The organism is Sutterella sp. (genome assembly GCF_030539355.1).
Lineage (GTDB): Bacteria > Pseudomonadota > Gammaproteobacteria > Burkholderiales > Burkholderiaceae_F > Sutterella.
Map to the genome: position 1 here is coordinate 1 of NZ_JAUNSF010000003.1, position 25,015 is coordinate 25,015.

20 protein-coding genes and 1 other RNA gene are annotated in these 25,015 nt (G+C 66.3%); 6 read left to right on the forward strand and 15 right to left on the reverse strand.

What is annotated here, in order from left to right; translation table 11 throughout:
* Positions 1 to 157: 157 nt before the first annotated feature.
* The 5 genes from Q4F91_RS01125 to gyrA form a co-directional block, all read right to left on the reverse strand.
* Positions 158 to 460 (reverse strand): HU family DNA-binding protein, encoded by a 303-nt coding sequence (locus Q4F91_RS01125; protein ID WP_303333925.1) that lies wholly within the window; start codon positions 458 to 460, stop codon positions 158 to 160.
* A gap of 21 nt (positions 461 to 481) precedes the next feature.
* Positions 482 to 2,176, reverse strand: coding sequence for a 30S ribosomal protein S1 (gene rpsA, locus Q4F91_RS01130; protein ID WP_303333926.1), 1,695 nt, complete (start codon positions 2,174 to 2,176; stop codon positions 482 to 484).
* Between the two features lie 135 nt (positions 2,177 to 2,311).
* Positions 2,312 to 2,974 (reverse strand): (d)CMP kinase, encoded by a 663-nt coding sequence (cmk, locus tag Q4F91_RS01135; protein WP_303333927.1) that lies wholly within the window; start codon positions 2,972 to 2,974, stop codon positions 2,312 to 2,314.
* Positions 2,975 to 2,990: 16 nt separating this feature from the next.
* Positions 2,991 to 4,106, reverse strand: a complete 1,116-nt coding sequence (gene serC, locus Q4F91_RS01140; RefSeq protein ID WP_303333928.1) for a 3-phosphoserine/phosphohydroxythreonine transaminase — start codon at positions 4,104 to 4,106, stop codon at positions 2,991 to 2,993.
* Between the two features lie 120 nt (positions 4,107 to 4,226).
* Positions 4,227 to 7,028 carry a DNA gyrase subunit A gene (gyrA, locus tag Q4F91_RS01145; RefSeq protein ID WP_303333929.1) on the reverse strand — a complete coding sequence of 934 codons (2,802 nt, stop codon included), beginning with the start codon at positions 7,026 to 7,028 and terminating at the stop codon, positions 4,227 to 4,229.
* A gap of 299 nt (positions 7,029 to 7,327) precedes the next feature.
* On the opposite strand from gyrA, the gene Q4F91_RS01150 reads away from it, so the two are divergent.
* The 5 genes from Q4F91_RS01150 (at position 7,328) to Q4F91_RS01170 (ending at position 11,470) form a co-directional block, all read left to right on the forward strand.
* Positions 7,328 to 8,644 carry a TRZ/ATZ family hydrolase gene (locus Q4F91_RS01150; RefSeq protein ID WP_303333930.1) on the forward strand — a complete coding sequence of 439 codons (1,317 nt, stop codon included), beginning with the start codon at positions 7,328 to 7,330 and terminating at the stop codon, positions 8,642 to 8,644.
* A 280-nt stretch (positions 8,645 to 8,924) separates the two neighbouring features.
* Entirely contained in the window at positions 8,925 to 9,587 is a 663-nt protein-coding gene (locus Q4F91_RS01155; RefSeq protein ID WP_303333931.1) for an OmpA family protein, read from the forward strand.
* A 126-nt stretch (positions 9,588 to 9,713) separates the two neighbouring features.
* Complete coding sequence (locus tag Q4F91_RS01160; protein WP_303333932.1) at positions 9,714 to 10,373, forward strand: HAD family hydrolase; 660 nt, start codon at positions 9,714 to 9,716, stop codon at positions 10,371 to 10,373.
* A 79-nt stretch (positions 10,374 to 10,452) separates the two neighbouring features.
* Positions 10,453 to 10,815: a transfer-messenger RNA gene (gene ssrA / locus Q4F91_RS01165) on the forward strand.
* Positions 10,816 to 10,876: 61 nt separating this feature from the next.
* Complete coding sequence (locus tag Q4F91_RS01170; protein ID WP_303333933.1) at positions 10,877 to 11,470, forward strand: molecular chaperone; 594 nt, start codon at positions 10,877 to 10,879, stop codon at positions 11,468 to 11,470.
* Between the two features lie 62 nt (positions 11,471 to 11,532).
* Here the strand turns inward: Q4F91_RS01170 and Q4F91_RS01175 are convergent, their stop codons facing one another.
* On the reverse strand, positions 11,533 to 12,168 hold the full coding sequence (locus Q4F91_RS01175) for a 4Fe-4S dicluster domain-containing protein (protein ID WP_303333934.1): 636 nt from the start codon (positions 12,166 to 12,168) through the stop codon (positions 11,533 to 11,535).
* Between the two features lie 12 nt (positions 12,169 to 12,180).
* Positions 12,181 to 14,400 (reverse strand): molybdopterin-dependent oxidoreductase, encoded by a 2,220-nt coding sequence (locus tag Q4F91_RS01180; protein WP_303333935.1) that lies wholly within the window; start codon positions 14,398 to 14,400, stop codon positions 12,181 to 12,183.
* A 247-nt stretch (positions 14,401 to 14,647) separates the two neighbouring features.
* Here Q4F91_RS01180 and Q4F91_RS01185 point away from each other — a divergent pair, with 247 nt between their 5' ends.
* A complete protein-coding gene (locus tag Q4F91_RS01185; protein ID WP_303333936.1) occupies positions 14,648 to 17,200 on the forward strand; it encodes a DUF748 domain-containing protein in 2,553 nt (850 codons plus the stop codon).
* Positions 17,201 to 17,284: 84 nt separating this feature from the next.
* Here Q4F91_RS01185 and Q4F91_RS01190 read toward each other — a convergent pair whose 3' ends face one another.
* The 8 genes from Q4F91_RS01190 to tsaE all read right to left on the reverse strand — a co-directional run bounded on the left by Q4F91_RS01190 (position 17,285) and on the right by tsaE (position 24,785).
* Entirely contained in the window at positions 17,285 to 18,292 is a 1,008-nt protein-coding gene (locus Q4F91_RS01190; RefSeq protein ID WP_303333937.1) for an L-threonylcarbamoyladenylate synthase, read from the reverse strand.
* Positions 18,289 to 19,470 (reverse strand): 5-(carboxyamino)imidazole ribonucleotide synthase, encoded by a 1,182-nt coding sequence (locus tag Q4F91_RS01195; protein ID WP_303333938.1) that lies wholly within the window; start codon positions 19,468 to 19,470, stop codon positions 18,289 to 18,291. The genes Q4F91_RS01190 and Q4F91_RS01195 overlap by 4 nt, the downstream gene beginning before the upstream one ends.
* Positions 19,471 to 19,512: 42 nt before the next feature.
* A complete protein-coding gene (gene purE / locus Q4F91_RS01200) occupies positions 19,513 to 20,025 on the reverse strand; it encodes a 5-(carboxyamino)imidazole ribonucleotide mutase (RefSeq protein WP_303333939.1) in 513 nt (170 codons plus the stop codon).
* A 135-nt stretch (positions 20,026 to 20,160) separates the two neighbouring features.
* The gene (locus Q4F91_RS01205; protein ID WP_303333940.1) at positions 20,161 to 21,054 is read right to left on the reverse strand and encodes a phosphoribosylaminoimidazolesuccinocarboxamide synthase; all 894 of its coding nucleotides are present in this window, start codon (positions 21,052 to 21,054) and stop codon (positions 20,161 to 20,163) included.
* Between the two features lie 121 nt (positions 21,055 to 21,175).
* Positions 21,176 to 21,583 (reverse strand): diacylglycerol kinase, encoded by a 408-nt coding sequence (locus tag Q4F91_RS01210; protein ID WP_303333941.1) that lies wholly within the window; start codon positions 21,581 to 21,583, stop codon positions 21,176 to 21,178.
* 103 nt (positions 21,584 to 21,686) lie between these two features.
* Entirely contained in the window at positions 21,687 to 22,751 is a 1,065-nt protein-coding gene (fba, locus tag Q4F91_RS01215) for a class II fructose-bisphosphate aldolase (RefSeq protein WP_303333942.1), read from the reverse strand.
* 199 nt (positions 22,752 to 22,950) lie between these two features.
* Entirely contained in the window at positions 22,951 to 24,291 is a 1,341-nt protein-coding gene (locus tag Q4F91_RS01220; RefSeq protein WP_303333943.1) for an N-acetylmuramoyl-L-alanine amidase, read from the reverse strand.
* Positions 24,267 to 24,785, reverse strand: coding sequence for a tRNA (adenosine(37)-N6)-threonylcarbamoyltransferase complex ATPase subunit type 1 TsaE (gene tsaE / locus Q4F91_RS01225; RefSeq protein WP_303333944.1), 519 nt, complete (start codon positions 24,783 to 24,785; stop codon positions 24,267 to 24,269). Before tsaE ends, Q4F91_RS01220 begins: the two co-directional genes overlap by 25 nt.
* Positions 24,786 to 25,015 lie beyond the last annotated feature (230 nt).

Here is a 25,015-nt window from a genome sequence, read left to right on the forward strand (position 1 = left end):
GGGATATCACAAAATCCTGCCGCTCCCTCCCCTCGGACCGACAGACGAAAAAAAAGAGCCGCGCCTCCGTTTAGAGCGGAGTGCGGCTCCTTCTGAAGGAATCCGTTTCTGCAGTCCCTCCCCGGATTGACCGGGGAGAAAACTGCAGAGTCTTGGATCAGTTTTCGCGGCTCTGGTCCACGCGTTCACGAAGGCTCTTGCCGGCCTTGAAGAACACCGTGTAGCGAGCGCGCACAGCAACCGCTGAACCGTCCTGGGGATTGCGGCCGATGCGCTCCGGACGGTACTTGAGACCGAACGAACCGAAGCCGCGGATCTCGATGCGGCTGCCTTCAACGAGCGTCTGGCTCATCGAGTCGATGATCACAGCCGCCGCGTCCATGCAGTCGCGCTCACGGAACGTCGGAAGACGGCCATAGAGCTCGGAGAGCAGTTCAGACTTTGTAATGGAAATACCCATGGTTGCCTCCACTGACGCGGATTACTTCTGCTCGAGCTTGGCCTTGAGCAGGGCACCGAGGTTGGTCGTGCCCGTGGCGGAGCCGGCATCGGCGTTGACGCGGTCAAGCGCAACGCGGGCCTCGGCAGCGTCCTTCGCCTTGATGGAGAGCTGGATGCTGCGGTTCTTGCGATCGAGGCTGATGACGGCGGCTTCGATGGCCTGGCCGACGGACAGAACGCTCGAGGCGTCCTCAACGCGGTCCGAGGAGATCTCGGAGGCGCGGAGGTAGCCCTCGACGTCGTTGCCGAGGTCGATCACGGCGCCCTTGGCGTCAACCGACTTGACGGTGCCCTGAACGACAGCGCCCTTCTCGTGCGTCGAGGAGAACGTGCCGAACGGATCGCCGCCGAGCTGCTTGATGCCGAGGCTGATGCGCTCGCGGTCGGTGTCGATGCCGAGGACCATGGCCTCAACCTCGTCGCCCTTCTTGTACTGGCGGACGGCGTCCTCACCGGACTCGTTCCAGGAGAGGTCGGAGAGGTGCACGAGGCCGTCGATGCCGCCGGGCAGGCCGATGAACACGCCGAAGTCGGTGATCGACTTGATCTGGCCCTTGACGCGGTCGCCCTTCTTGTGGGACTGAGCGAACTCGCCCCAGGGATTCGGCTTGCACTGCTTCATGCCGAGGCTGATGCGGCGACGATCCTCGTCGATGTCGAGAACCATGACCTCGACCTCAGCGCCGAGCGTGACAACCTTGCGCGGATCGATGTTCTTGTTGGTCCAGTCCATCTCGGAGACGTGCACGAGACCCTCGATGCCGGCCTCGACCTCAACGAACGCACCGTAGTCGGTGATGTTCGTGACCTTGCCGAAGAGGCGGGTGGTCTTCGGGTAGCGGCGGGCGATGCCGATCCACGGATCCTCGCCGAGCTGCTTGAGACCGAGGGAGACGCGAACCTTCTCCTTGTCGAACTTGAGAACCTTGGCGGTGATCTCCTGGCCGACCGTGACGACTTCGCTCGGGTGGCGGACGCGGCGCCAGGCGAGGTCGGTGATGTGCAGGAGGCCGTCAATGCCGCCGAGGTCAACGAACGCACCGTAGTCGGTGATGTTCTTGACGATGCCCTTAACGATGGCGCCTTCCTCGAGCGTCTCGAGGAGCTTCGCGCGCTCTTCGCCCATGTTGGCTTCGACGACGGCACGGCGGGAGACGACGACGTTGTTGCGCTTGCGGTCGAGCTTGATGACCTTGAAGTCGTAGGTCTGGCCTTCGTACGGCGTCGTGTCCTTGACCGGACGGGTGTCGACGAGCGAACCCGGGAGGAAGGCGCGGATGCCATTGGTCATGACGGTGAGGCCGCCCTTGACCTTGCCCGTGACGGTGCCCTTGACGAGCTCGCCGGATTCGAGCGCCTGCTCGAGGTTCATCCAGGCGGCGAGGCGCTTGGCCTTGTCGCGCGAGAGGATCGTGTCGCCGTAGCCGTTCTCAACGGACTCGATAGCGACGGAGACGTAGTCGCCGGGCTGAACCGTGACTTCGCCGTTGTCATCCTTGAACTCATCGATAGGCACGTACGCTTCGCTCTTCAGGCCGGCGTTGACGACGACGAAGTTGTAGTCGACGCGGACGACTTCAGCGGTGATGACCTCACCCTGACGCATTTCCTGGCTGGCAAGGCTCTGCTCAAAAAGCTCGGCGAAGGATTCGGGCTGGTTGATTTCGTTGGACATTGTGAAAAAGGGGAATGAAATAAGGCACACCTGCGGACCGGCGCTCCCTGTGAGCTCCGATGCAGGCGGAGTTGATGAAAATGGCGGCCTCCTTTGGGTCGGTGACCGCCGAAGAAACGGGTATGTTACAGCAACTTAGCTCGCGAGTCGCCACCATTCGAGGACTTTTTTCACGACCTCGTCAATGGGCATCTCCGAGGTGTCGAGCTCGCGGGCGTCCGCGGCCGCGACGAGGGGGGCCGTCGCACGCTCGCGGTCGCGGCGGTCTCGCTCCTCGAGGTCGCGCCGGAGCGCCTCGCGGTCGGCCTTCTCTCCCCTTGCCTCGAGCTGCAGCGCACGCCTTTCGGCGCGCACGGCGGCCGAGGCCGTCATGAAGACCTTGAGCGGCGCCTCGGGGAACACCACCGTGCCCATGTCGCGGCCGTCGGCGACGAGACCGGGGGCGCGGGCGGCGTTTCGCTGCAGGTCGAAGAGCGCCTTCCTGACGCCCGGGACCGCGGCGACGCGCGAGGCGGCGACGCCCGCCTCCTCGGTGCGGATCGCCGCGCTCACGTCCTCGCCGGCGAGCCAGACGCGGGAGTCGCGGAACTCGGGGGCGAGCCCGAGGGCGACCGCCTCCAGGGCGGCGGGATCGTTGAAGTCGGCCTTCGCGCGCAGTGCCGCCACCGCCGTCAGACGATAGAGCGCGCCGCTGTCGAGGTAGTGGAAGCCGAGCTCGCGGGCGACACGCTCCGCGATCGTGCCCTTGCCGCTTGCGGCCGGGCCGTCGATGGTGATGACCGGAACAGTCAGAGCCATTCTTTAACTCTCAAAATCAATTGCCGCCGGCGACCGGAACGGTGACGTTCAGCGGATGCCTGTGGGCGAAGTCCTTCATGAAGTTCGCGAGCGCCACGGCGCCCTCGGGCGGCATGGCGTTGTAGAGCGAGGCGCGCAGTCCCCCCACCGAGCGGTGGCCGGCGAGATTGACGAGGCCCGCGGCGGCTGCTTCCTTCACGAAGACGGGCGTGAGCTGCTCGTCGCGCAGACGGAAGACCACGTTCATGCGGCTCCTCGAATCCTTCTCGACGTGGCCCGTGTACATCTCAGGCATCGAGTCGATCGCGTCGTAGACGATGGTCGAGCGCTCTATGGCGAGCCTGTTCATCGCCTCGAGACCGCCCTTCTCCTCGATCCACTGCGCCATCAGGTGCGAGACGTAGAGGGCGAAGACGGGCGGGGTGTTCATGACGCTCTCGGAGCGGCTGTAGACGCTGTAGTTGAGCATCATCGGCACCTCGTTGCTCGCGAGGCCGAGAAGATCGCGGCGCAGGATCACGACGGCGATGCCGGGCACGCCGAAGTTCTTCTGCACGCCGGCCCAGATGAGGCCGAACTTCGAGACGTCAACGGGGCGCGAGAGGAAGTTGCTCGACTGGTCCGCGACGAGCGGCACCGAGGGAGTGGCCTCCATCGAGGGCGGGACCTTGAACTCGACGCCGTGCACGGTCTCGTTCTCGCAGTACGCGCAGTAGCTCGTCTCGGGGTTGATCTCGATCTCGTCGTCGCCCGGCACGCGGGTGCCCGAGCCGTTGTAGGCCGTCTGCACGCGGCCGAAGCGCAGCGCCTCCTTGGCGGCCGCCTTGCTCCACGAGCCCGTGATGATGTAGGTCGAGAGCGTCCCGGCGCCGAGGAGATTCATCGGCACCATGGCGAACTGCATGTGGCCGCCGCCCGGGCAGAAGAGGATGTCGTAGTTCTCGGGAATGTTGAGGAGCGAGCGGATGCGCGCGCGCAGGTCGCGGATCATCCCCATGACGACCGCGCCGCGGTGGCTCGCCTCAAGGATCGAGTAGCCGCAGCCGCAGTCCATGATCTCGGACTGGATGCGCTTAAGAACCGACTCGGGAAGCGTCGAGGGGCCGGCGGCGAAGTTGTAGGGACGTGCCATGGGGAATCTCTCCAGAGAAAGGGGACGGAAAGTCGGGGGGCTTCCCTGATGTTGGCACGGCCGCCCGGGGGCGGCCGTTCAGCGGGGACGGCCGAGGCCGTCCCGGAGTGTGACAGAAGTTTAGGGCTTCGGCGTTTCCTCGGCCTCGCCCTCGTCGGAATCCTCCGCGGCGTCATCGGCCTCGTCGGCCTCGTCCGCGTCGTCATCCTCGGGGAGCGCGTCCTCGGGTTCGTCGACCTCCTCGATCTCAAGGTGCGTGACCTCCTCGTCATCCTCCTCGCCCGTGCGCTCGATGCGCTCGACCGAGGCGAGGGTGTCCTCGCCCAAGCTGATGAGCTTCACGCCCTGCGTGTTGCGGCTGCGGACCGGAACCTCGCCCGCGCGGGTGCGGATCACCTTGCCGCCCGTCGAGAGCAGCATGATGTCGTCCTCGTCTGTGACGACGAAGGCCGCCACGAGGCTGCCGTTGCGCTCGGAGGTGCGGATCGCGATCACGCCGCGGATGCCGCGGCCCTTCCTCGGGTACTCGGCGATTGCGGTGCGCTTGCCGAAGCCGTGCTCGGTCGCGGTGAGAATGAACTTCTCCTCGCCCTCCTGCGCGGCACAGAGACCGACGAGCTTCTCGCCCGCACCGAGGCGCAGACCCTTCACGCCGTGGGCCGCGCGGCCCATGACGCGGATCGCCGTCTCGCTGAAGCGGGCGCAGCGGCCGGCGCTCGAGAAGACGAAGATGTCGTCCTCGCCCGAGGTGATCGTGACGCCGGCGAGGTACTCGCCCTCGTCAAGCGTGATCGCGCGGATGCCCTTGTTGCGGGCGTTGGCGAAGGCCGAGAGCGGCGTGCGCTTCACTGTGCCGAGGTTCGTCGCGAAGACGACGTTCTTCTCCTCGTCAAAACCCTGGATCGGGAGGATGAAGCTGATGTGCTCGCCCTCGTCGAGCGGGAGCAGGTTCACGATCGGACGGCCGCGCGAGTTCGCCTTGCCCTCGGGCAGGTCGAAGACGTCGATCGGGTAGACCTGGCCGAGCGTGGAGAAGCACAGGATGATGTCGTGCGAATTGGCCACGAAGAGCTTCTCGATCTCGTCATCCTTGAGCGTGGCCTGGACGTTCCTGCCCTTGCCGCCGCGGGACTGCGCGTTGTAGTCGGCGAGTTCCTGGCTCTTGACGAACCCGCCATGCGTGATCGTCACGACCATGTCGCGGCGCGGGATGAGGTCGCGCTTGTTGAAGTTCGGGTCGCCCTCGAGGTCGATGGTCGAGCGGCGGTCGTCGCCGAAGGCCGCGCGGATCGCGAGCAGTTCGTCGCGGATGATCGCCGTGACGCGCTCGGGACGGCGCAGGATGTCGATGAGGTCGAAGATGCGCTCCATCATCGCCGAGTAGTCGGCGAGGATCTTCTCGCGCTCGAGGCCCGTGAGGCGCCTCAGGTTCATCGCGAGGATGTTGTCGACCTGGGTCTTCGTGAGGTAGTAGAGACCGTCGGGCTGCAGGCCGCGCGTCGGATCGAGCCCCTCGGGCTCGGCGTCGCGGCCGTACGTCGCCGCGCGCGCCGTGATCTCGGCGGCAAAGCCGAGCGGCCAGCCGCGGCCCATGAGCGAGGCCTGGGCCTCCTCGACGGTCTTCGCGGCGCGGATCAGGCGGATGAACTCGTCGATGTTGGCGAGCGCGATCGCCTGGCCGGCGAGGATGTGGCCGGCCTCGCGGCTCTTGCGCAGGCGGAAGACCGTGCGGCGGGTGACGACCTCGCGGCGGTGCGCGAGGAAGTGCGTGATCATCTGCTTCAGGTTGAGCAGCATCGGCTGGCCGTCCACCAGGGCGACCATGTTCATGCCGAAGCTCTCCTGCATCTGCGTGTTCTTGAAGAGGTTGTTGAGCACAACCTCGGGCATCGTGCCCATCTTCAGGTCAATCGCGATGCGGACCTGGCGGGTGGACTCGTCGCGCATCTCGGAGATGCCCTCGAGCTTCTTGTCGCGCCAGAGCTCGTGCATGCGCTCGTACATCACGCGCTTGTTGACCATGTACGGGATCTCGTCGACGACGATGCGGGTGCGGCCGTTGCCGAACTCCTCGAGGTGCGTGCGGGCGCGCATCAGCACGCGGCCGCGGCCGGTGCGGTAGCCCTCGTGGACGCCGGAGATGCCGAAGATGATGCCGCCGGTGGGGAAGTCCGGGGCGGGCATGCGGCGGATGAGCTCCTCGATCGAGCAGTCAGGGTGCTCGAGCGTGTGCACGCACGCGTCGACGGTCTCGCGGAGATTGTGGGGCGGAATGTTGGTCGCCATGCCGACCGCGATGCCCGACGACCCGTTCACGAGAAGCTCGGGCAGACGGGTGGGCAGCACGACAGGCTCCATCTCGGAGTTGTCGAAGTTCGGGATGTAGTCGACGGTGTCCTCGTGCAGATCGGCGAGCATCTCCTCGGCGATCTTCATGAGGCGCACTTCGGTGTAACGCATGGCCGCCGCGCTGTCGCCGTCGATCGAGCCGAAGTTGCCCTGGCCGTAGACGAGCGGGTAGCGCATCGAGAAGTCCTGCGCCATGCGCACGATCGTCTGGTAGGCCGCGCTGTCGCCGTGCGGATGGAACTTGCCGAGGACCTCGCCCACCACGCGGGCGGCCTTCTTCGTCGGGTTGTTCCAGGTGTTGGAGATCTCCTTCATCGCGTAGAGCACGCGGCGGTGAACGGGCTTCAGGCCGTCACGCACGTCGGGCAGCGCGCGTCCCACGATCACGCTCATGGCGTAATCGAGGTAGGACTGGCGCATCTCGCTCTCGATGGCGACCGGGAGAAGCTCCTGTGCAATGGCGTCGCCCGAGGTGGGAGACGCCGCCTCCTCGGGCTCCTGCGCGTCTTCCGCGTCAGTGACCGCACCGGCTTCGTTCTGCTCCTCGCCTTCGTTCTTCTTTTCTTCGTCCATTGCACACCCTGATAGAAGGATTGCGCTCCTGACGGACTTTCCGCCCGCGGGGGAAGTCAGACAAAGGAGCGCACAAAAGGCCGCGGGCGCTTTTCGGGGACTCATCATCAGGGCGACAAACGGGTCGCCCGGGGGAGCCGGCACCTGCGGCAAGATTGGAAACAGGTTATTTTATCAGTTTCGGCGGCGATCTCCCGGAGCCGGGTGGTCGCCGCAAAAGATCACAACCCCCGCCCGAATCCACGGATTCGCACGGGAAATTTACCTGCCGTCACTCCGTACGGACACTCTGACGCGTCATGCAAGCAGACATTCTCATCGAGGCCCGCTGGGTCATCCCCGTCGCCCCCCGCGGCGTCATTCTTGAAAACACCGCCGTCGCCGTGCGCGAAGGCCGCATCGCGGCGATCCTGCCCATCGAGGAGGCCCGCGCGAGCATCACCGCCCGCGAGACGGTCTCGCTCCCGCAGAGCGCCCTTCTGCCGGGCTTCGTGAACCTGCACACGCATGTCGCGATGAACCTCGTGCGCGGCCTCGGCGCCGACCTCCCGCTCATGGACTGGCTCACGACCAAGATCTGGCCCGCCGAGGGCAAGCTCATGAGCCCGGAGTGGGTCCGTGACGGCGCCTGGCTCGCCGGTCTCGAGATGGCCGCGGGCGGCGTGACGACCGCCTCCGACCACTACTTCTTCCCGAAGTCCGCGGCCGAGGGCCTGAGAAAGGCCGGCCTGCGCTGCGTGGTCTCGGGCATCGTGATCGGCTTCCCCACCGCGTGGGCGAAGAACGAGGACGGCTACCTCGAGGCCTCCGAGGAGCTCTTCACGAGCCTCGGCGCCGATCCGCTCGTGCGCGCCTCCGTCGGCCCGCACGCGCCCTACACGGTCTCCGACAGGGCGCTCAAGGCCTGCGCGGAGCTCTCCGAGAAGTACAGCCTGCCGATCCACATGCACGTCAACGAGACCGCGGGCGAGGTCTCCGACTCGATCCGCGACCACGGCTGCCGCCCGATTGAGCGCCTTGACCGTCTCGGGCTCGTCAACGACCGCCTGATCGCCGTCCACATGGTCCACTCGAACGATGCGGACATCGCGCGCATCGCCGAGGCGGGCGCCTCCATCTGCCACTGCCCGTGCTCGAACCTGAAGCTTGCCTCGGGCTTCGCGCCGTTCCCGAAGTTCCTCGAGGCCGGCATCAACGTCGGCATCGGCACCGACGGCGCCGCGAGCAACGACAAGCTCGACATGCTCGGCGAAACCCGCCTCGCCGCGATGCTCGACAAGTGCGTCTCGGGCGACCCGACCTCCGCTCCCGTCTTCGCGATGCTCGAGGCCGCCACCCTGGGCGGCGCTCGCGCGCTCAAGTGGGACGATGAGATCGGCTCGATCGAGCTCGGCAAGGCCGCCGACATGTTCGCGATCAATCTCGCGGGTCCCGAGTCGCTCCCCGTGCAGGACCCGGCCGCGCAGATCCTCTACGCCTCGGGCCGCGAGGCAATCACGCACACCTGGGTCGCGGGCGAGCTCATCATGAAAAAGAACGTCGTTGTCGAATACCGCAGCGGCGCCGAGGCCGACCAGGCCGTTGCGATTGCGCAATCGTGGCAAAATCGAATCTGAGTCACTTTTTTTCGCTATTCTTCCGGTTCCCGCGGGGCTGAGGCGTGACCTCCTCCCCCCGCCCGGACAGTTTCAGGGACAGCCGTTTTTTGCGGCTTGTCCCCGCCCTTTCTATAATGGCGGCGAAGAAATCTGTTGATCCGTCAGGGTCGTTTTCTCTCGGGAAGACCCCGCCCCGGCGGACCACTCCCGAACCCGGGATGACTTTTCAGTGCCGTCTCTTTGTTTCAGGAAGGGCAGGCATTCACTCTCGTCCTGTTCTTTATAAAGGATCCCTTAAATGAAGACTTCCGCGAAGCTCTGCGGCGCTGCCGCCGCTCTCCTCATCGCCTTCGGCGCCTCCGCCGCCGACAAGGTGGTTCCCTATGTCCAGTCCTCCTCCGGCCAGATCGTGGTGAACTCCACCGATCTCTGCTGGCGCACGGGCTTCTGGACCCCGGCCCTCGCCGAGGCCCTCGGTGTTGAAGGCGCCGGCTGCCAGTGCGACGCCGACATCCTCGACAAGCAGGCCTGCACCGCCGAGGCTCCCGCCCCCGCCCAGCAGGCTGAGAAGGTGACCTTCTCCGCCGACATGCTCTTCAACTTCAACTCCGCCCAGCTCAAGGCTGAGGGCCAGGCCATCCTTGATGACCTCGTCTCCCGCATCGCCGGCGTTGATCTCGAAGTCATCCTCTCGACCGGCTACGCCGACCGAATCGGTTCCGAGTCCTACAACCAGGCTCTCTCCGAGAAGCGTGCCGACGCCGTCAAGGCCTACCTCGTGAACAAGGGCGTCGACGCCGCCCTGATCAAGGCTGAGGGCAAGGGCGAGGCCGATCCGGTCGTCAACTGCCCGGATCCGTCCGCTAACGGCCAGGTCAAGAACTTCCGTCAGCTCGTCGACTGCCTGCAGCCGAACCGCCGCGCTGTCGTTGAAGTCATCGGCGCCCGTCCGGCCAACTAATGCTCCCTCACGCGAGTGCCCTGAGCATTCGTAGCTAAAGAGCAACAAAAGCCCCTGTCTCTCCGGCGGGGGCTTTTCTTTTACACTTGCTAACGTTTTTGCCTTCACTCACCGATTCGAGAAGCCATGCGCACGCAACTTTTCCTCTTCGATCTTGACGGAACGCTCGTCGACACCGCCCCGGACCTCGGCGGCGCCGTGAACGACATGCTCCGCGACCGCGGCCTGCCCGAGCTCTCCATGGAGGTGCTGCGAGCCCCCGCGGGGCACGGCGCCCCGGCGCTCCTGCGCACGGCCTTCGGCATCGAGCGTGACGACCCGAAGTTCCCGGAGATGCGCGAGGAGTTCCTCGAAAACTACCGTCGCCGCGGCGTCTCGCACTCCCCGCTCTTCACGGGCATCCGCGACCTGCTGCGCGCGCTCACCGAGGCGGGCATCGCCTGCGGCATCGTCACGAACAAGCCGATCGAGCTCACGCGCGCGGTCTGCGACGAACTCGACCTCACGCGCCACATGGCCGTCGTGATCGGCGTCGGCATGCCCGGCACGGCCGTGAAGCCGAAGCCCGACAGCCTCATCAAGGCGCTAGAGGACACCGGCATCACCGCCGCGCACGCGGTCTACGCGGGCGACAGCACCTTCGACGCCGAGGCCGCGCACGCCGCGGGGCTCCCCTTCGCCTGGGTGGCCTGGGGCTGCCAGCCCTCCCCCACGCCGGCTGACATCACCGAACTCGTGGCCACGTCACCGGCGGACCTCTTCGAGTGGGCGATCCGTCGCGGCTGAGTCACGGAATGCGACAGTCTGTGAACGTGTTACACACGGGCTCCGGGCTTTTCGCTATGATTCCCCTCTACCGATTTCCGGGGGCGCCTTGGTTTCGACGAGGATACTGACGCTGTCCGGGGCATGCCGAGGTGCAGTCACCTCGTAAATCCGCTGCAATCAATTAAACGCCAACAACAAGCGTTTCGCTCTCGCGGCCTAATCCCGCGGGATGCTGCACTGACTTGACTTTGGGTCAGGACGGGCAACCGTCAGCAGTATCAAATTACAAAGCCTAGGTGCGCCGGCTGTCGTCGACGGCGTTCCGAAACTTAGACGGCTGGGCAGCCGCTGGCCCGCCGATCGGCAAAACGGCTGCTGAGATCCAAATCATTCGGCTACGCATGTAGAACCGCCAGAAAACGATTTTCGGACGCGGGTTCAACTCCCGCCGCCTCCACCAATTCCCGAACCCGGGCTGCAGATCGAAGCAGTCCGGGTTTTTGCTTCAACGGCCCCGCATCATGACCACCCCCTCCGTCACCGCCCTTCAGCCCGCCTTCGACGCGCTCGCCCTCCTCTTCCTGCAGCCCGAGACCCTGGGCGCCGCCTCCGCGCTCCCCGCGGCCGCGGAGACGATCGCCGAGGAGGCCGCGCGCTGCGGCGCGCCTGACGAGGTGCTTTTCACAAAGGTCGACGAGATCGCCGCGCACGCGCCGCCCGCCGACCTTGAGCTCGCGCAGGCCTATGCGAAGCTCTTCCTCGGCGTGGGTGAGAAGACCATTCCGCTCACGGAGAGCGTCTACACGAGCGCCGACCGCCTCAACTGCCAGGCCGCCCAGATCGAGTGCCGCAGGATCTACGAGGACGCGGGCCTCGAGCTCTCCGCCGGTCCCGTCGTGCCCGAGGATCACCTCGGCCTGATGCTCGGCTTTCTCGCGGTGCTAGGACTGCGCGGCGAGGAGGACACGGCGCGTGACTTCCTCGGGAAGCACGCCGCCCCGATGATGCAGGCGGTTGCCGCGGCCATCAACGAAAAGGGCCCCGAGGCGGGGCCCTACAGGGACGCGGCGACGCTGCTCGAGGCCGCGGCCGCGCTCTTCGCGCAGAAGAACTGAGGCGCTTGAAGAATGCCGGGGCGGATCCTTTGGGGACCCGCCCTTTTCATTTTTCTCAAGGCTCAGAGCTTCAGCGGGTACTTCTCGACGTCCATGTGCCTGGCGATGTAACGGACCTTGGGCTCGGTGCCCGCGGCCTTGTTCATCATCTTCGCCGCGGCGATGAGCTTCTCGGTGTCCTTGGTCGGGTTCTCGTAGTCAACCCAGACCATGGCGCCGATGCCGCAGGCCTCGACGCAGGCGGGCGGACGCCCCTGCGAGGTGCGGTGCGTGCAGAGCGTGCAGTGCTCGGCGCGTCCCGCGCGGTGCTTCTGCCAGGGCTCGAGGTCGCGCACGGCGAGCGGCATCTTGTCGCCGAAGTAGTTCGTGTTGCCCGACGTGTTGAACTGCGGCACGCCGTAGGGGCATGCGCGGGCGCACATCTGGCAGCCGATGCACTTCTCCTCGTCGACGAGCACCTCGCCCGCCGGGCCCTTGTGGATGGCCTTCGCCGGGCAGACCTTCATGCAGGCCGGGTTCTCGCAGTGCTGGCACGAGGCCCTGAAGTAGTTGATGTAACGCGCCTCGGCGTTCTCGAAGCGGCGGATCCGCTCGTAGAAGATGCCCGGGGCGACCTGGTTCTCCTCCTTGCAGGCGATGGCACAGGCGTGGCAGCCGGCGCACTTGTCAACGAGGACGATGATTCCGTATTTCGACATGATCTTCCTCCTTTACGCCTGGGCCTTGGTGACCTGAACGCAGACGTCGTTGCAGCAGGGGTAACCCGAGATCGGATCCCAGCCCTTTCTCGGGATGAGGTCCTGCGTCTCCTGGTCGCCGCGCCAGCCGTACTGGGCGTCGATCAGACCAGGCTGCATCATGATCGTGACGCGCACGCGGGCGCGCACTTTCTTTGACGTGTAGGGGGAGGTGATCCAGACCTGGTCGCCCTCGGCGATGCCGCGGGCGGCCGCGTCGTCCGGACTCATGTTGATCACGCTCTCGGGCTCGAGCTCGAGCAGGTAGGGCTGGTCGCCGCGGGTCTTCGAGTGCGTGATGTAGGGGCGGCGCGTGCCGTTCAGGAGCTTCAGCGGATACTCGGCCGTGGGCTTCGGCGCCGGCGTGTACTCGGGCAGGCCCGGGAAGCCGTGCTTGGCCTGAACAGACGAGACGAACTCGATCTTGCCCGAGGGCGTGCGGAAGCCGGGCTTGTGATCGAAGCGCAGCAGACCCTTCGCGTACTTCTCCGTCGCGGGCTTCGGGAACCACTCGCAGACGTTGACGTTCGGAAGCATCGCCTGGCGCTCGGCGTAGCTCGTGCCCCAGCCGTTCAGGATGGAGTCGCAGGCCTTCACCGGGTCGCCGCCGAAGAAGAGGTCGCTGTCGCCCGTGCAGGCCGCGCCGATCGTGAGCGCGATCTTCCAGTCTTCCCAGGCCTCGCCCAGGGGCTTCACGGGCTTCCTAGCGCTCACCTTGCGGCCGTGCGTGCCAAAGGGCGCGTAGCGCTCGAAGTTCATCGCCGCGGGCAGCACCAGATCCATGTCATGGTGCGTGTCGTCGCGGTAGAAGTAGTCGGTCGCGAACGAGAAGTCCATCTTTCTCATCGCGGCCTTGTACTCGTCGGGCGAGGGCCAGATCAGGATGTTCGTGCCGAATCCGGCGAACGCGTGGATGCGGCCCGCCTCGACCATCTCGGGGAGCTTGTTCGGGTTGCAGAGCACCTGCATCTCGTTCCAGACGGGCGCGAACTCGCGGTCGATGCGCTTCGCCTTCTGCTCGGGCTCGTTGAACCACTTCTGATCGATGAAGCTGCGGGTGTAACCCTCGTCCCAGCGGACGTAGTCCTCGGGCCAGTCCTCGAAGGTGGAGCCGCCGGCGTTGTCGACGTTGCCCGTGAGGGCCATCAGGAGCGAATACGCGCGGACGTTGTTGCAGCCGTTGCCCTGGTGCGGGATCGACTGGCCGGGAAGCATCATCGAAGAGGGGCCGTCGGCGAAGAGACGCGCGGCCTGGATGATGTTCTCGGCGGGAACGCCCGTCTCCGCTTCGACGTACTCGGGCGTGAAGCGCTCGCAGTATTTCACGAGCTCCTCGTAGCCCGTGCACCACTGATCGACGAAGTCGCGCTTGACGAGGTTTTCCTTGACGAGCACGCGGATCATGCCCCAGGCGACGGCGCCGTCCGTGCCGGCGCGCGGCTGCAGGTGCACGTCGGCGAGCTCCGCGACCTTCGTGCGGCGCGGGTCGGAGACGATGAGCTTCAGGCCCCTCGCCTTCTGCGCGAGGAGGTTGCGGTAGAAGCCGTGGGGCGACGCCCAGGAGCCGTTCTTGCCGACGATCATCGTGCACTTCGCCTTCCCGTTCGGGCCGCCGGAGACTTCTCCGCCGAAGGAGAGTTCCTGCGCATGCACGTAGGCGAGGTTGCACGCGACCGAGCTTTCGCAGCAGTAGTTGGGGCTGCCGAAGTAGCGCGCGAGACGCATCACCGGCGGACGCGGTTCCTTCGGGTCGCCGCAGTAAAAGAGAACGGTCTCCGCACCGTACTTCGCCTTCACCTCGTTCAGGTTCTTCGCGATCATCGCGATCGCCTCGTCCCAGCCGATGCGGACCCAGCCCGGGTCCTTCGCGCCCTTCGGGGCCGTGCGCTTCAGCGGATAGAGCAGACGGTTCGGGTTGTAGAGACGCTGCAGGGTCGAGATGCCCTTGGAGCAGAGGAAGTGATTCGGATGCTCCTTCCAGTTCTCGATCCTGATGACGGTGTTGCCCTTTGCGCGGAAGTGGATGCCGCACATGGGCATGTGGTTGCAGGAGTCACAGATGGTCCAGCCGGACCATTCCTCAGAGGCCGGCGCGGCCGCCTCGGCCGCGCGGGTGACGGGGGAGAAGAGAGACGCGGCAAAGCTCGCGCCCGCGCCCTTCACGAGGGTACGTCTTGAGACGGATGGGGTCATGTTTTTTTCCTTTCCTTGACGCCGCCGACTTTTCTTTTCCGTGGCTTTCAGTCGCCGTCGGTCAGCATCTTCTTTGTGTACGTTTGTACAAGGTTTATCTTAGTACTAAAGGATTAGCTGTGCATGGGTGAAATCCCTGTGAAACAAATGTGACTAAATCAAATCATCTCCGGCGAGGTGCGCCCATCGTCCCCCAAACGAACGATAATTTTCCTTATCACCATTGCTTCCGCAGCACCCGATAACTATGTCCAAGGCACTCAAGTTCACAGCATGCGCGGCCGCCGTCGCGGTGGCGCTCTACTCCGGCATCGGCTTCCTCGGCGTCCCGTACGCCACACGGACCGTGCTTGAAAAAACCGTCAGCGAGAAGCTCGGCCGTGCCGTCACGCTCGAGGACGTCTCCTTTAATCCCTGGACCCTCGCCTATGAGCTCAAGGGCCTCACGGTTCCCGGCTCCGACGCCGCGTCCGAGCCGCTTCTCAGTCTCGCGCTCCTGCGCGTCGACGCCTCCGCCTCGTCCATCGTGAAGCTCGCTCCCGTTGTCGAGGAGATCACGCTCGACGGCCTCAAGCTCAACGCCGTGATGGACGAGAAGCTCAAGGCCGACATCGAGCGGCTCACGGGCTCCTCCTCGGACGGGGAGAGCACCACGACCGCCGCCGCGTCCTCGTCCTCCTCGGACGGGGCGCTCCCGGCCTTCGCGGTCTACAACATCTCTGTCACCAACTCGTCGCTGCGCTACGCGGACGCCTCGCGCAACATCGACGAGACGCTCTCCGACATCACGATCAAGCTGCCCTTCGTCTCGACGATGGACTCGTCGAGCGAGAGCCTCGTGACCCCGGAGCTCTCGATGAAGTTGAACGGCTCCCCGATCGAGGCCACCGGCACGACGAAGCCCTTCGGCTCGTCGCTTGAGGCCACGCTCAACCTGCGCGTGAAGGACCTCGATGCGGCACGGCTCGCCCGCATCGTCCCGATGCTCAACACCGAGGACTTCCGTGTCGCGGGCGCCCGCCTCTCCTCCGACCTCAACTTCGTCTTCCGCAACCCGACGGGCGGCAACGCCGCGAAGATGCTCCTCTCGGGCACGGCGGGGCTCTCCGGCGTCTCCGTCACGCAGAAGGGCGAGTCGATCATCTCGCTCGCCAATGCGGAGGTGAAGCTCGCCGAGCTTGATCTCACGAGCCAGAAGGCCGAGGTCGAGAACGTCTCCGCCTCGGGCCTGCGCGTGAAGGCCGCGAAGTCGGCCTCCGGCATCAACATCCTCGCCGGGCTTGACGCCGCGCAGAACGCGGCCGGCTCGGAATCGGAGGAAGCCGCCGCCCCCGCCGCGGAGACCTCCTCCTCCGCCTCGTCTGCCTGGAACTGGCGCGTCGCGAATGCCACGCTTTCCGACGCGCAGCTGCGCTGGAGCGACTCCACGGTGAAGCCCGCCGCGAACATCGCGGTCACGAACCTCACGGCCTCCGTGAAGGATCTCTCGAGCGCCGCGGACAGTGCCGGCAGCTTCACCCTCGCCGCGGACACGCTCGGCGGACACATCGAGGGCAAGGGCACCGCCGCGATCGCGCCCCTCAAGGTTGACGCTGAGCTCACGGGCTCGAAGCTCTCCCTCACCACGGTCGCGCCCTACGTGACCGCCGCGCTCGGCGCGAACCTGCGCGCCGGCATCGCCTTCAACGTGAAGGCGGGCCTCGAGGGGAGCAACGTCACGGCCTCCGGCTCGGCGACGGTCTCCGACTTTGCGCTCACGCAGGGGAAGACCACCCTCGCGCAGTGGAAGAGCGCGAACGTCACTCTCTCGAGCCTCGACACCGCGAAACGCTCGGTGGTCGTGAAGAGCGCCTCGCTCACGAACCCCGACATCCGTCCGGTGATGACGAAGAAGGGCCTCAATTTCACTGAGCTCGCCGGCTCTGACGCAAAGAGCGACGAGAGCAAGGCAAAGAGCGAGGCGAAGACCGAGACCAAGACGGCCGACAGCGCCGCCTGGGCCTGGCGCGTCGAATCGGCCGCCGTCACGAACGGGTCGCTCACCTGGCGCGACGAGTCCGGGAGCCCCGTCGTCTCCACGACGCTCTCGAAGATCAACCTGACCGCGAAGAACTTCTCCTCCGAGAAAAACAGCCAGGGCGACTTCACCTTCTCCTGTGCCCCGGGCGGCGGCTCGCTCTCCGCCTCCGGCAAGGCCGGCATCTCGCCGCTCGCCGCCACGGTCGCGGTGAAGGGCTCGGGGATCGGGCTCAAGAACTACTCGAACCTGATGAAGCGCTACGCGGGCGTCGGAGCCAACGCCGGAACGCTCGCGACCACGGGTGACCTCACGCTCACGACGGAGAAGGAGAAGACCGTCGCCGGCTGGAAGGGCGACGTGTCGCTCGCGAGCCTTGACCTCACGAACGCCTCGGGCTCCCAGCTCGTGAGCTGGAAGAACGCCGCACTCACCGGTCTCGAGGTGAAGACCACCGACCCGATTCACATCGTGGTCGCGAAGGCCGAGATCGAGGCGCTCGCCGAGAAACAGACCGAGAAGGTCCAGGCCGTCGCCGGCCTCGCCTCCCTCATCACGTCGCTCGCGGGCAAGAGCTCCACCTCGAAGAAGATCGAGAAGTACAGCAACAAGCTCGACGGAACGATCAAGCTCGAGAACATCCGCTACGAGAACGGCAAGTTCTCCGCGAAAGGCACGAGCGCGGCGTCGCTCGGCGGCGTCGTGCTCGAGAAGCTCTCGAGCGCGATGAGCGAGAAGCTCGGCACCGGCTCAACGAGCTCGACGACCAGCACTTCGAAGTAATCCGAAGTCACGCCAGAAGCGAAAAAACCGGAGCTTCCCAGTGATGGGGCTCCGGTTCTTCGTCTGCGCCGTTCCCGGCGCTGATCAGGCGGTGGCGCGCCCGAGCCGGTCGTCGACCGCGGCCCACTCGGGGTCCGAGGGCGGCTCGGCGATCAGGATGCGTCCGGCGCCGGAGGCGTCGAGCTCATGGAGCGCCTCGTAGAGGAAGGCGCCGTAGGAGAGCGCGTCGGCAGGGGCCTTGATGAAGCAGTGCGGGTTCACGCCCGCGGCCTCCAAAGCCTCGCGGACCGCCTCGGGCGCGAAGACCGCGACCGAGAGGCCCTCGCCCGAGAGCGAGAGCGCACGGGCCGGGATGTCGGCGTCCTTCACAAGCTCGGCCTTCGTCTTCGGGGCGTAATGGCTCTTCAGCCTCCCCGAGGCACGCGGCGCATCGGCGCCGGCGTCGGGCACCGGGCAGCCGAGGACCTCCTCGAGCATGGCGCGGGTGACGATGCCGTGGCGCAGGATCTCCGGGCGTCCCGAGGAGAGGTTCACCATCGTCGACTCGATGCCGAACTCGCAGGGGCCGCCGTCGAGGATGAGGTCAAGCTTGCCCTCGGGCTTCTCCCCGAGGTCGTCGCGCACGTGCTGCGCGGTCGAGGGGCTGATCCGGCCGAAGGAATTGGCCGAGGGCGCCGTGAGACCGCGGTGCTTTGAGCCCCCGAAGGCGGCGAGGAGCTCGTGCGCCCACGGGTGCGAGGGGCAGCGCAGCGCCACCGTGTCCTGTCCGCCCGTGACCCAGAGGCCGCAGCGGTCCTTCTTCCTGAGCACGAGCGTGAGCGGGCCCGGCCAGAAGCGGCGGGCGAGAAGCTCGGCCTCGGGCGTGAGCTCGGCCCACCAGGCGATGTCGTCCGCGCCCGCGACGTGCACGATGAGCGGATGGTTCATCGGACGGCCCTTCGCTCGGTAGGTGTTCGTGACGGCCTCCTCGTCGTCGGCGTTCGCCGCCAGACCGTAGACCGTCTCGGTGGGCATGGCCACGAGACCGCCCGCCTCAAGCACTGCGACGGCGCGTTCGATCGCCGCCCGATCAACCTCAGGCGTCTTCATCATTCGGCGAGCTCTTCGGCAAAGGGAAGCCCGAGCAGGCGGGCCGCCTCGTACGCGCGGTGGAGCGCCTCGCCCTGCGAGGAGCCGAGCACGGTGGCGTGCCCCATCTTGCGGGCATGGCGCGCCTCGGCCTTGCCGTAGAGGTGAAGCTTGACGCCCGGCATGGCGAGGAGCTTCTCCCAGGGCGGCGTGACGGGCTTGTCGTCAGCGTCGAACCAGAGGTCGCCCAAGATGTTGAGCATCACCACGGGCGCGAACTGCGTCGTGTCGCCCAAGGGGAGCCCGGCCATCACGCGGACCTGCTGCTCGTACTGCGACGTGGCGCAGGCCTCGATCGTCGCGTGGCCGGAGTTGTGCGGACGCGGGGCGAGCTCGTTGGCGAGCACCCTGCCGTCCTCGAGGACGAAGAGCTCGACGCAGAGCACGCCGCGGTAGTCGAGCGCCTCGGCGATCTGGCGCGCATAGCGCTGAGCCTTGCCGGCGAGCTCGGTGTCGATGCGGGCGGGCATCACCGTGTAGGCGAGGATGCCGTTCCTGTGATGGTTCTCGCAGACCGGGAAGACGGCGGTCTCGCCCGCCGCGTTGCGGCAGATGATCACCGAGACCTCGGTCCTGAGCGCGAGGCGCTTCTCGAGCACGCAGTCCTTGCGGCCGAACTTCTCCCAGGCGGCGGCGACGTCGGCCTTGCTCGCGACCTGCGCCTGGCCCTTGCCGTCGTAGCCGAGACGCGCGGTCTTGAGGATGCCGGGGAAGAGATCGTCGGGGAGCGCCTCGATGTCGGCCTCCGTGCGCACGGCGGCGTGGGGCGCCGTCGGCACGCCCGCCTTCTCGATGAAGGCCTTCTCGACGTTGCGGTCCTGGGTGGCCGCCACGGCGTCCGCATGCGGGGCGGTCGTGACACCGGCCTCGGCGAGGCGCCTGAGGCTCCCCGCGGGAACGTTCTCGAACTCCGTCGTCACGGCGGGGACTCGGCGGGCGAGTTCATCAAGGCCCTCGGCCGAGTCATAGGCGGCGTCGATCTGCTCGAGCGAGACCTCGCCGGCGGGCGACGGGGAATGCGGCTCGAGCACGACGACGTGGTAGCCCATGCGGGCGGCGGCCTCGGAGAACATGCGGCCGAGCTGGCCGCCGCCGAGAAGTCCGAGCTTCGTGCCCGGAAGAAGCGTGGTTTGAGTGGTCATCTGCGGGAAGGAGACAGGAGGATGTTTATGTCCGGACGGGAATCAGGCGAGCTCGTCGAGCGCGAGGGGCATCGCACGGGCCTTGGCGTTCTGCGCGATGCGGAAGTCGGCGAGACGGCGGGCGAGCTCGGGGTCGTTGAGCGCAAGGATCTGCGCGGCATAGATGCCGGCGTTCGCGGCGCCGGCCTCGCCGATCGCGAAGGTGGCGACGGGGACGCCCTTGGGCATCTGCACGATCGAGTGCAGGCTGTCGACGCCGCGGAGGTACTTCGACGGGACAGGGACGCCGCAGACCGGCAGCGTGCACTTGGCGGCGAGCATGCCGGGCAGGTGCGCGGCGCCGCCCGCGCCCGCGATGATCACGCGGATGCCGCGCTCGGCGGCCGTCTCGGCGTACTCGAACATCTCATCGGGCATGCGGTGGGCGCTCACGACACGCGCCTCGAAGGGGACGCCGAAGTCCTTGAGCATCTGGGCGGCGTTCTTCATGACCTCCCAGTCGGAGTTGCTGCCCATCAGGATGCCGACGAGCGGGGCGTTGGTGGTCTCTGCCATTTTGGGTTCCGTTTTCGGTGGAAAAGTGGGAAAAACGAGCGCGCCGGAGTCCTCCGGCGCGCTTGTGGTGGTCGGTTGTGATGCCGGGCGGGGATTCTCTTCTCCGTTCCTCCCGGCCGCGTCACCGCCCGGGGCTTACGGCTCGATGTCCGTGCCCGTGAGACGGCGGAGCGCCTCGCGGTACTTGTCGGCCGTCTTGGCGATCACGTCCTCGGGCACCTTCGGGGCGGGCGGACGCTTGTTCCAGGGCTGGGTCTCAAGCCAGTCGCGGATGAACTGCTTGTCGAAGCTCTTCGGCGACGTGCCGATCTCGTACTCGTCGGCCGGCCAGAAGCGGCTCGAATCCGGCGTGAGGACCTCGTCCATCAGGAGCACGTTGCCTTCCTCGTCAAGGCCGAACTCGAACTTCGTGTCGGCGATGATGATGCCCTTCGTGAGGGCGTAGTCGGCGGCGCGCTTGTAGAGCTCGAGGGTGGCGTTCTTGATCGTGCTCGCGACCTTCTCGCCGTACATCTCGACGACGCGCTCGTAGGAGATGTTCTCGTCGTGCGTGCCGAGCTCGGCCTTGGCGGCCGGGGTGAAGATCGGCTCGGGGAGCTTCTCGGCCTGGCGCAGACCGGCCGGGAGCTTGATGCCGCAGACTTCGCCGGTGGCCTGGTAGTCCTTCCAGCCGCCGCCGATGATGTAGCCGCGGGCGACGCACTCGATGAGGATCGGCTTCAGGCGCTTCGTCACCTGGGCGCGGCCGCGGACCTGGTCAGCCTCCTCGGGCTTGACGACGGAGACGGGATCGATGCCGGTCAGGTGGTTGGGGATGACGTCCTTCAACTTCTCGAACCAGAAGTTCGTGAGGGCCGTGAGGACCTTGCCCTTGCCCGGGATCGGATCGCCGAGGATCACGTCGAAGGCGGAGATGCGGTCGGAGACGACGAGCAGGAGCTTGTCATCGCCCACGGCATAGCAGTCGCGGACCTTGCCGCTGTAGATCTGCTTGAGGGACGGGATGTTCGTCTTGGAAAGACCTGACATGAAAGATTGCCTCCCCATGAAGGGTGAAAGGAAAAAATTCGGTTGACGGAATTTTAATTGCCCGGGAGCTTCACAGTCGCAGGGATGCTCTGCAAATCACGCTAGACGCACCCGTGCGCGCTCAGAAAAGCCCCCAGATCGCGGGCAGCGCGATCGCGCCCCAGGTGACCGCTCCGATCAGGAGGGCGAAGAAGACCGCGGCGCTCGCCATGTCCTTGGCGCGGCCGGCGAGCGGATGGATCTCCATGCCAACGCGGTCGACGGCGGCCTCGACCGCGGAGTTGAGGATCTCCACGAGAAGGAGGAGCAGCACCGCGTTGATGAGGAGCACCTTCTCCACGACCGTCACCGGGAGAAGGAGCGCGACCGGGATGAGCACGACGGCGAGCAGGCACTCCTCGCGGAAGGCCGCCTCACTGGCGAGTCCCGCGCGGATGCCCTTGATCGAGTAGCCCGTGGCGTTGATCAGGCGCTTGAGGCCCCGCTTGCCCTTCAGGTTCGTGGCGGACTGTCCTTCGGGAGTTGTCATCGGTCGTCGGTCTTCCATTGCAAGAGAAAAGGCGCGCAGTCCGGGGTTTCCGTCCGGGCTGCGCGCCTCGGTTCGGTCAGCGAGGAGCGTCAGAGGCTCTCAATCAGAGCACGTTCTGGCGAAGGGTGCCGTCGGCATATTTCTTCGCCATCTTCTCGAGCGACACGGGCTTGATGCGGGCGCCCTGGCCTTCGCAGCCGAAGGCGAGGTAGCGCGACTTGCAGAGCTCGGTCGCGGCCGCGCGCGCAAGCTTGTTGTAGCCGCGCGGGTCGAAGGCGGAGGGATTCTCGACGAAGTAGCGGCGGATGGCGGCCGTCATCGCGAGGCGGATGTCGGTGTCGATGTTCACCTTGCGCACGCCGTGCTGGATCGCCTTCTGGATTTCCTCGACGGGCACGCCGTAGGTCTCGCGCATGTCGCCGCCGAACTGGCGGATCTCGGCGAGGTATTCCTGCGGAACGGACGAGGAGCCGTGCATCACGAGGTGGGTGTTCGGGAGACGCTCGTGGATCTCCTTGACGCGCTGGATCGAGAGGATCTCACCGGTGGGGCGGCGCGTGAACTTGTAGGCGCCGTGCGAGGTGCCGATGGCGATGGCGAGCGCGTCGAGCTGCGTGTTCTTCACGAAGTCGGCGGCCTGGTCCGGATCGGTGAGGAGCTGGTCGCGCGTCATCGTGGCGTCCGTGCCGTGGCCGTCCTCCTTGTCGCCGCGCATCGTCTCGAGCGAGCCGAGGCAGCCGAGCTCGCCCTCGACGGAGACGCCGATGCAGTGGGCCATCTCAACGACGCGGCGGGTGACGTCGACGTTGTACTCGTAGGAGGAGATGGTCTTGCCGTCGCCCATCAGCGAGCCGTCCATCATCACGGACGAGAAGCCCGAGCGGATGGCGCCCTGGCAGACGGCCGGGCTCTGGCCATGGTCCTGGTGCATGCAGATCGGCACCTCCGGGTACGCCTCGACGGCCGCTTCGATCAGGTGACGCAGGAACGTCTCGCCGGCGTACTTGCGGGCACCGGCCGAGGCCTGCATGATCACGGGCGCGCCGACTTCACTCGCCGCGGCCATGATGGCCTGAACCTGCTCGAGGTTGTTGACGTTGAAGGCGGGGATGCCGTAGCCGTTCTCGGCAGCGTGGTCGAGCAGCTGGCGCATGGAAACGAGAGCCATTGTGTATTCACTCCTGGGAATGATGGGGATGTAGGGGTCCGGCACCGCTCAGGCTGCCCGGAGGCCTCAGCGAAGGGCCTCGACAGGCGTGTTCCCGTGCGGGTGATGTCGTCGGACAGATCTTGTAAATTTTAATGAGCGTGCGGCCTGCGGTCGAGATCCCGCCACGCCACGGCTTGATTTAACCCGTAGCCGGGGCTCAGCCCTGACGCGTGAGCGACGTGTCGGCGGCGAGCTGTTTCTTGATGCCGTTCAGGATCGCCCGGGCGAGCTTCTGCTGATGCGCGCCGTTCTTGAGAAGCTGCTCCTCGGCCGGGTTCGAGATGAACGCGGTCTCGACGAGAATGGACGGAATGCCCTGGCCCTTCAGAACCGCGAACCCGGCCTGCTCGACCGAATTCTTGTGAAGGCGGTTCACGGTCTTCAGCTCGCCGAGCACGCGCGAGCCGAGCCCGAGGCTGTAGCCGATCGTCCAGCTCGAGGTCATGTCGACGATCACGCTCGCGACCTGCTTGTTGACGGTGGCGATGTTGACGCCGCCGATCAGGTCGGACTCGTTCTGGCTCTTCGCGAGCCACCTCGCCGCGGCGGACGTGGCGCCGCGCTGCGAGAGCGCAAACACGGAGGAGCCGCGCGCAGTGCTCTTCGTCCACGCGTCGGCGTGGATGCTGACGAGCAGGTGGGCCCTGACGCGCCGCGCGATCGCGACACGGCCGCCCAAGCTCACGAAGTGGTCGGAATTGCGCGTGAGCACGGCCTTCATGCCGGGTTCGGCGGAGACGAGCTTCGCGAGACGCCGCGCAATCTGCAGCACCACGGTCTTCTCCTGCGTGCGCCTGCGGCCGATCGCGCCCGGATCCTCGCCGCCGTGACCGGGATCGATCACGATCACGACCGAGTTGTCCTTCTTCGGCACGGGCTTCTTCCCGCCGGCGGGCTTCTTCGTTCCCCTCGACGAGGCGCTCTGCGAGGGCTTCTCGGCGGGCTTCCCGGCCGGGCGTTCCTTGCCGCCCTCGTCGTTCGCGAGATCCGCGAGCACGTCGGCGAGCGGGTCGTTCGCGGCGGCGCCGTCGTCGCCGCCCGCGAGAATCTCGCCGATCGCGTCCTTCGGATGCGCCGGGTAGATGTCGAAGACGAGACGGTGCTGGTAGTTCGCGAAGGGCTTCAAGGAGAAGACCTCGGGCTTCACGTCGGTCTTCAGGTCCATGACGAGGCGCAGCACGCCGGGCTTGAACTGCCCGATGCGCATCGCCTTGATGTACGGGTCATCGGCCTTTACGTCGGCGATCGCCTTGCGGATGCTCTCGGTGAGCGCAAGCCCCTCGATGTCGATCACGAGGCGCAGGGGCTTCGTGGCCCTCAGGAAGAAGTGCTTGTACTTGAGCGGGACGTCCGTCTCGATCGTCACGCGCGTGTATTCCTCGGCCGGCCACATGCGCACGTTGACGAGCTTCGCGCCGCTCGCGATCTCCCAGGGCGCGAGCGAGAAGAGCAGCAGGCCGCCCGAGGCGGCGATCAGCCGGCGACGGTCGGCGTCCATAGCTCTGCAACCTCGTCGAAGACACGGGCCCCGGTCACGGACGCCTCGTTCGCTGTGATGACGGCCCTGCGGCCGAGCCCGTCATGCTGGAGCTCGACCGTGATGTCGGCGGGCGGGAGATAGGGGGCGGCCTTCTCGCTCCACTCGGTCGCGCAGACGGCGCCCTCGGAGAAGCAGTCAAGGAACCCGGCGTCCATGAACTCCTCGGGCTCCTCGAACCGGTAGAAGTCGAAGTGATTGACGCTGACAGCGCCCGTCCTGTACGTCTCAAGGAGCGTGAAGGTGGGACTCTTCACGGGGCCCGTCCAGCCGAGCTCACGGAGCGCCGCGCGCATGAGGCTCGTCTTGCCGGCGCCGAGGTCGCCCTCGAGGCGCAGCGCGAGCCCTGATTCCCTGATCGCAGGCGCGTGCTTCGCAAAGGCCCGGGCGAAGATCGAACCGAGCCGGTCCGTGTCCTCGGGGGTGGGCAGACTGACGATGAGGGGCTCGGTCAAGGCGAAACTCCGGGGAGATGGGAAGAAAACTCTGAAAGAGACTCATTCTAGACGGATCGCACCCCACTTGTTTCCTGATATCACTCGCATTTGTGTCCGTGTCTCTCAGAGGTCCGCGGCACGGTCCGGAGTTCGGTTCTCTTCTCCGGGAACCGAACTTCTCCGGTGCCTGCCGCGGGCGGTCCGGGGCTCCGGCCTAAATGTAACTGAATGTGTCAGATTCTTGCCTC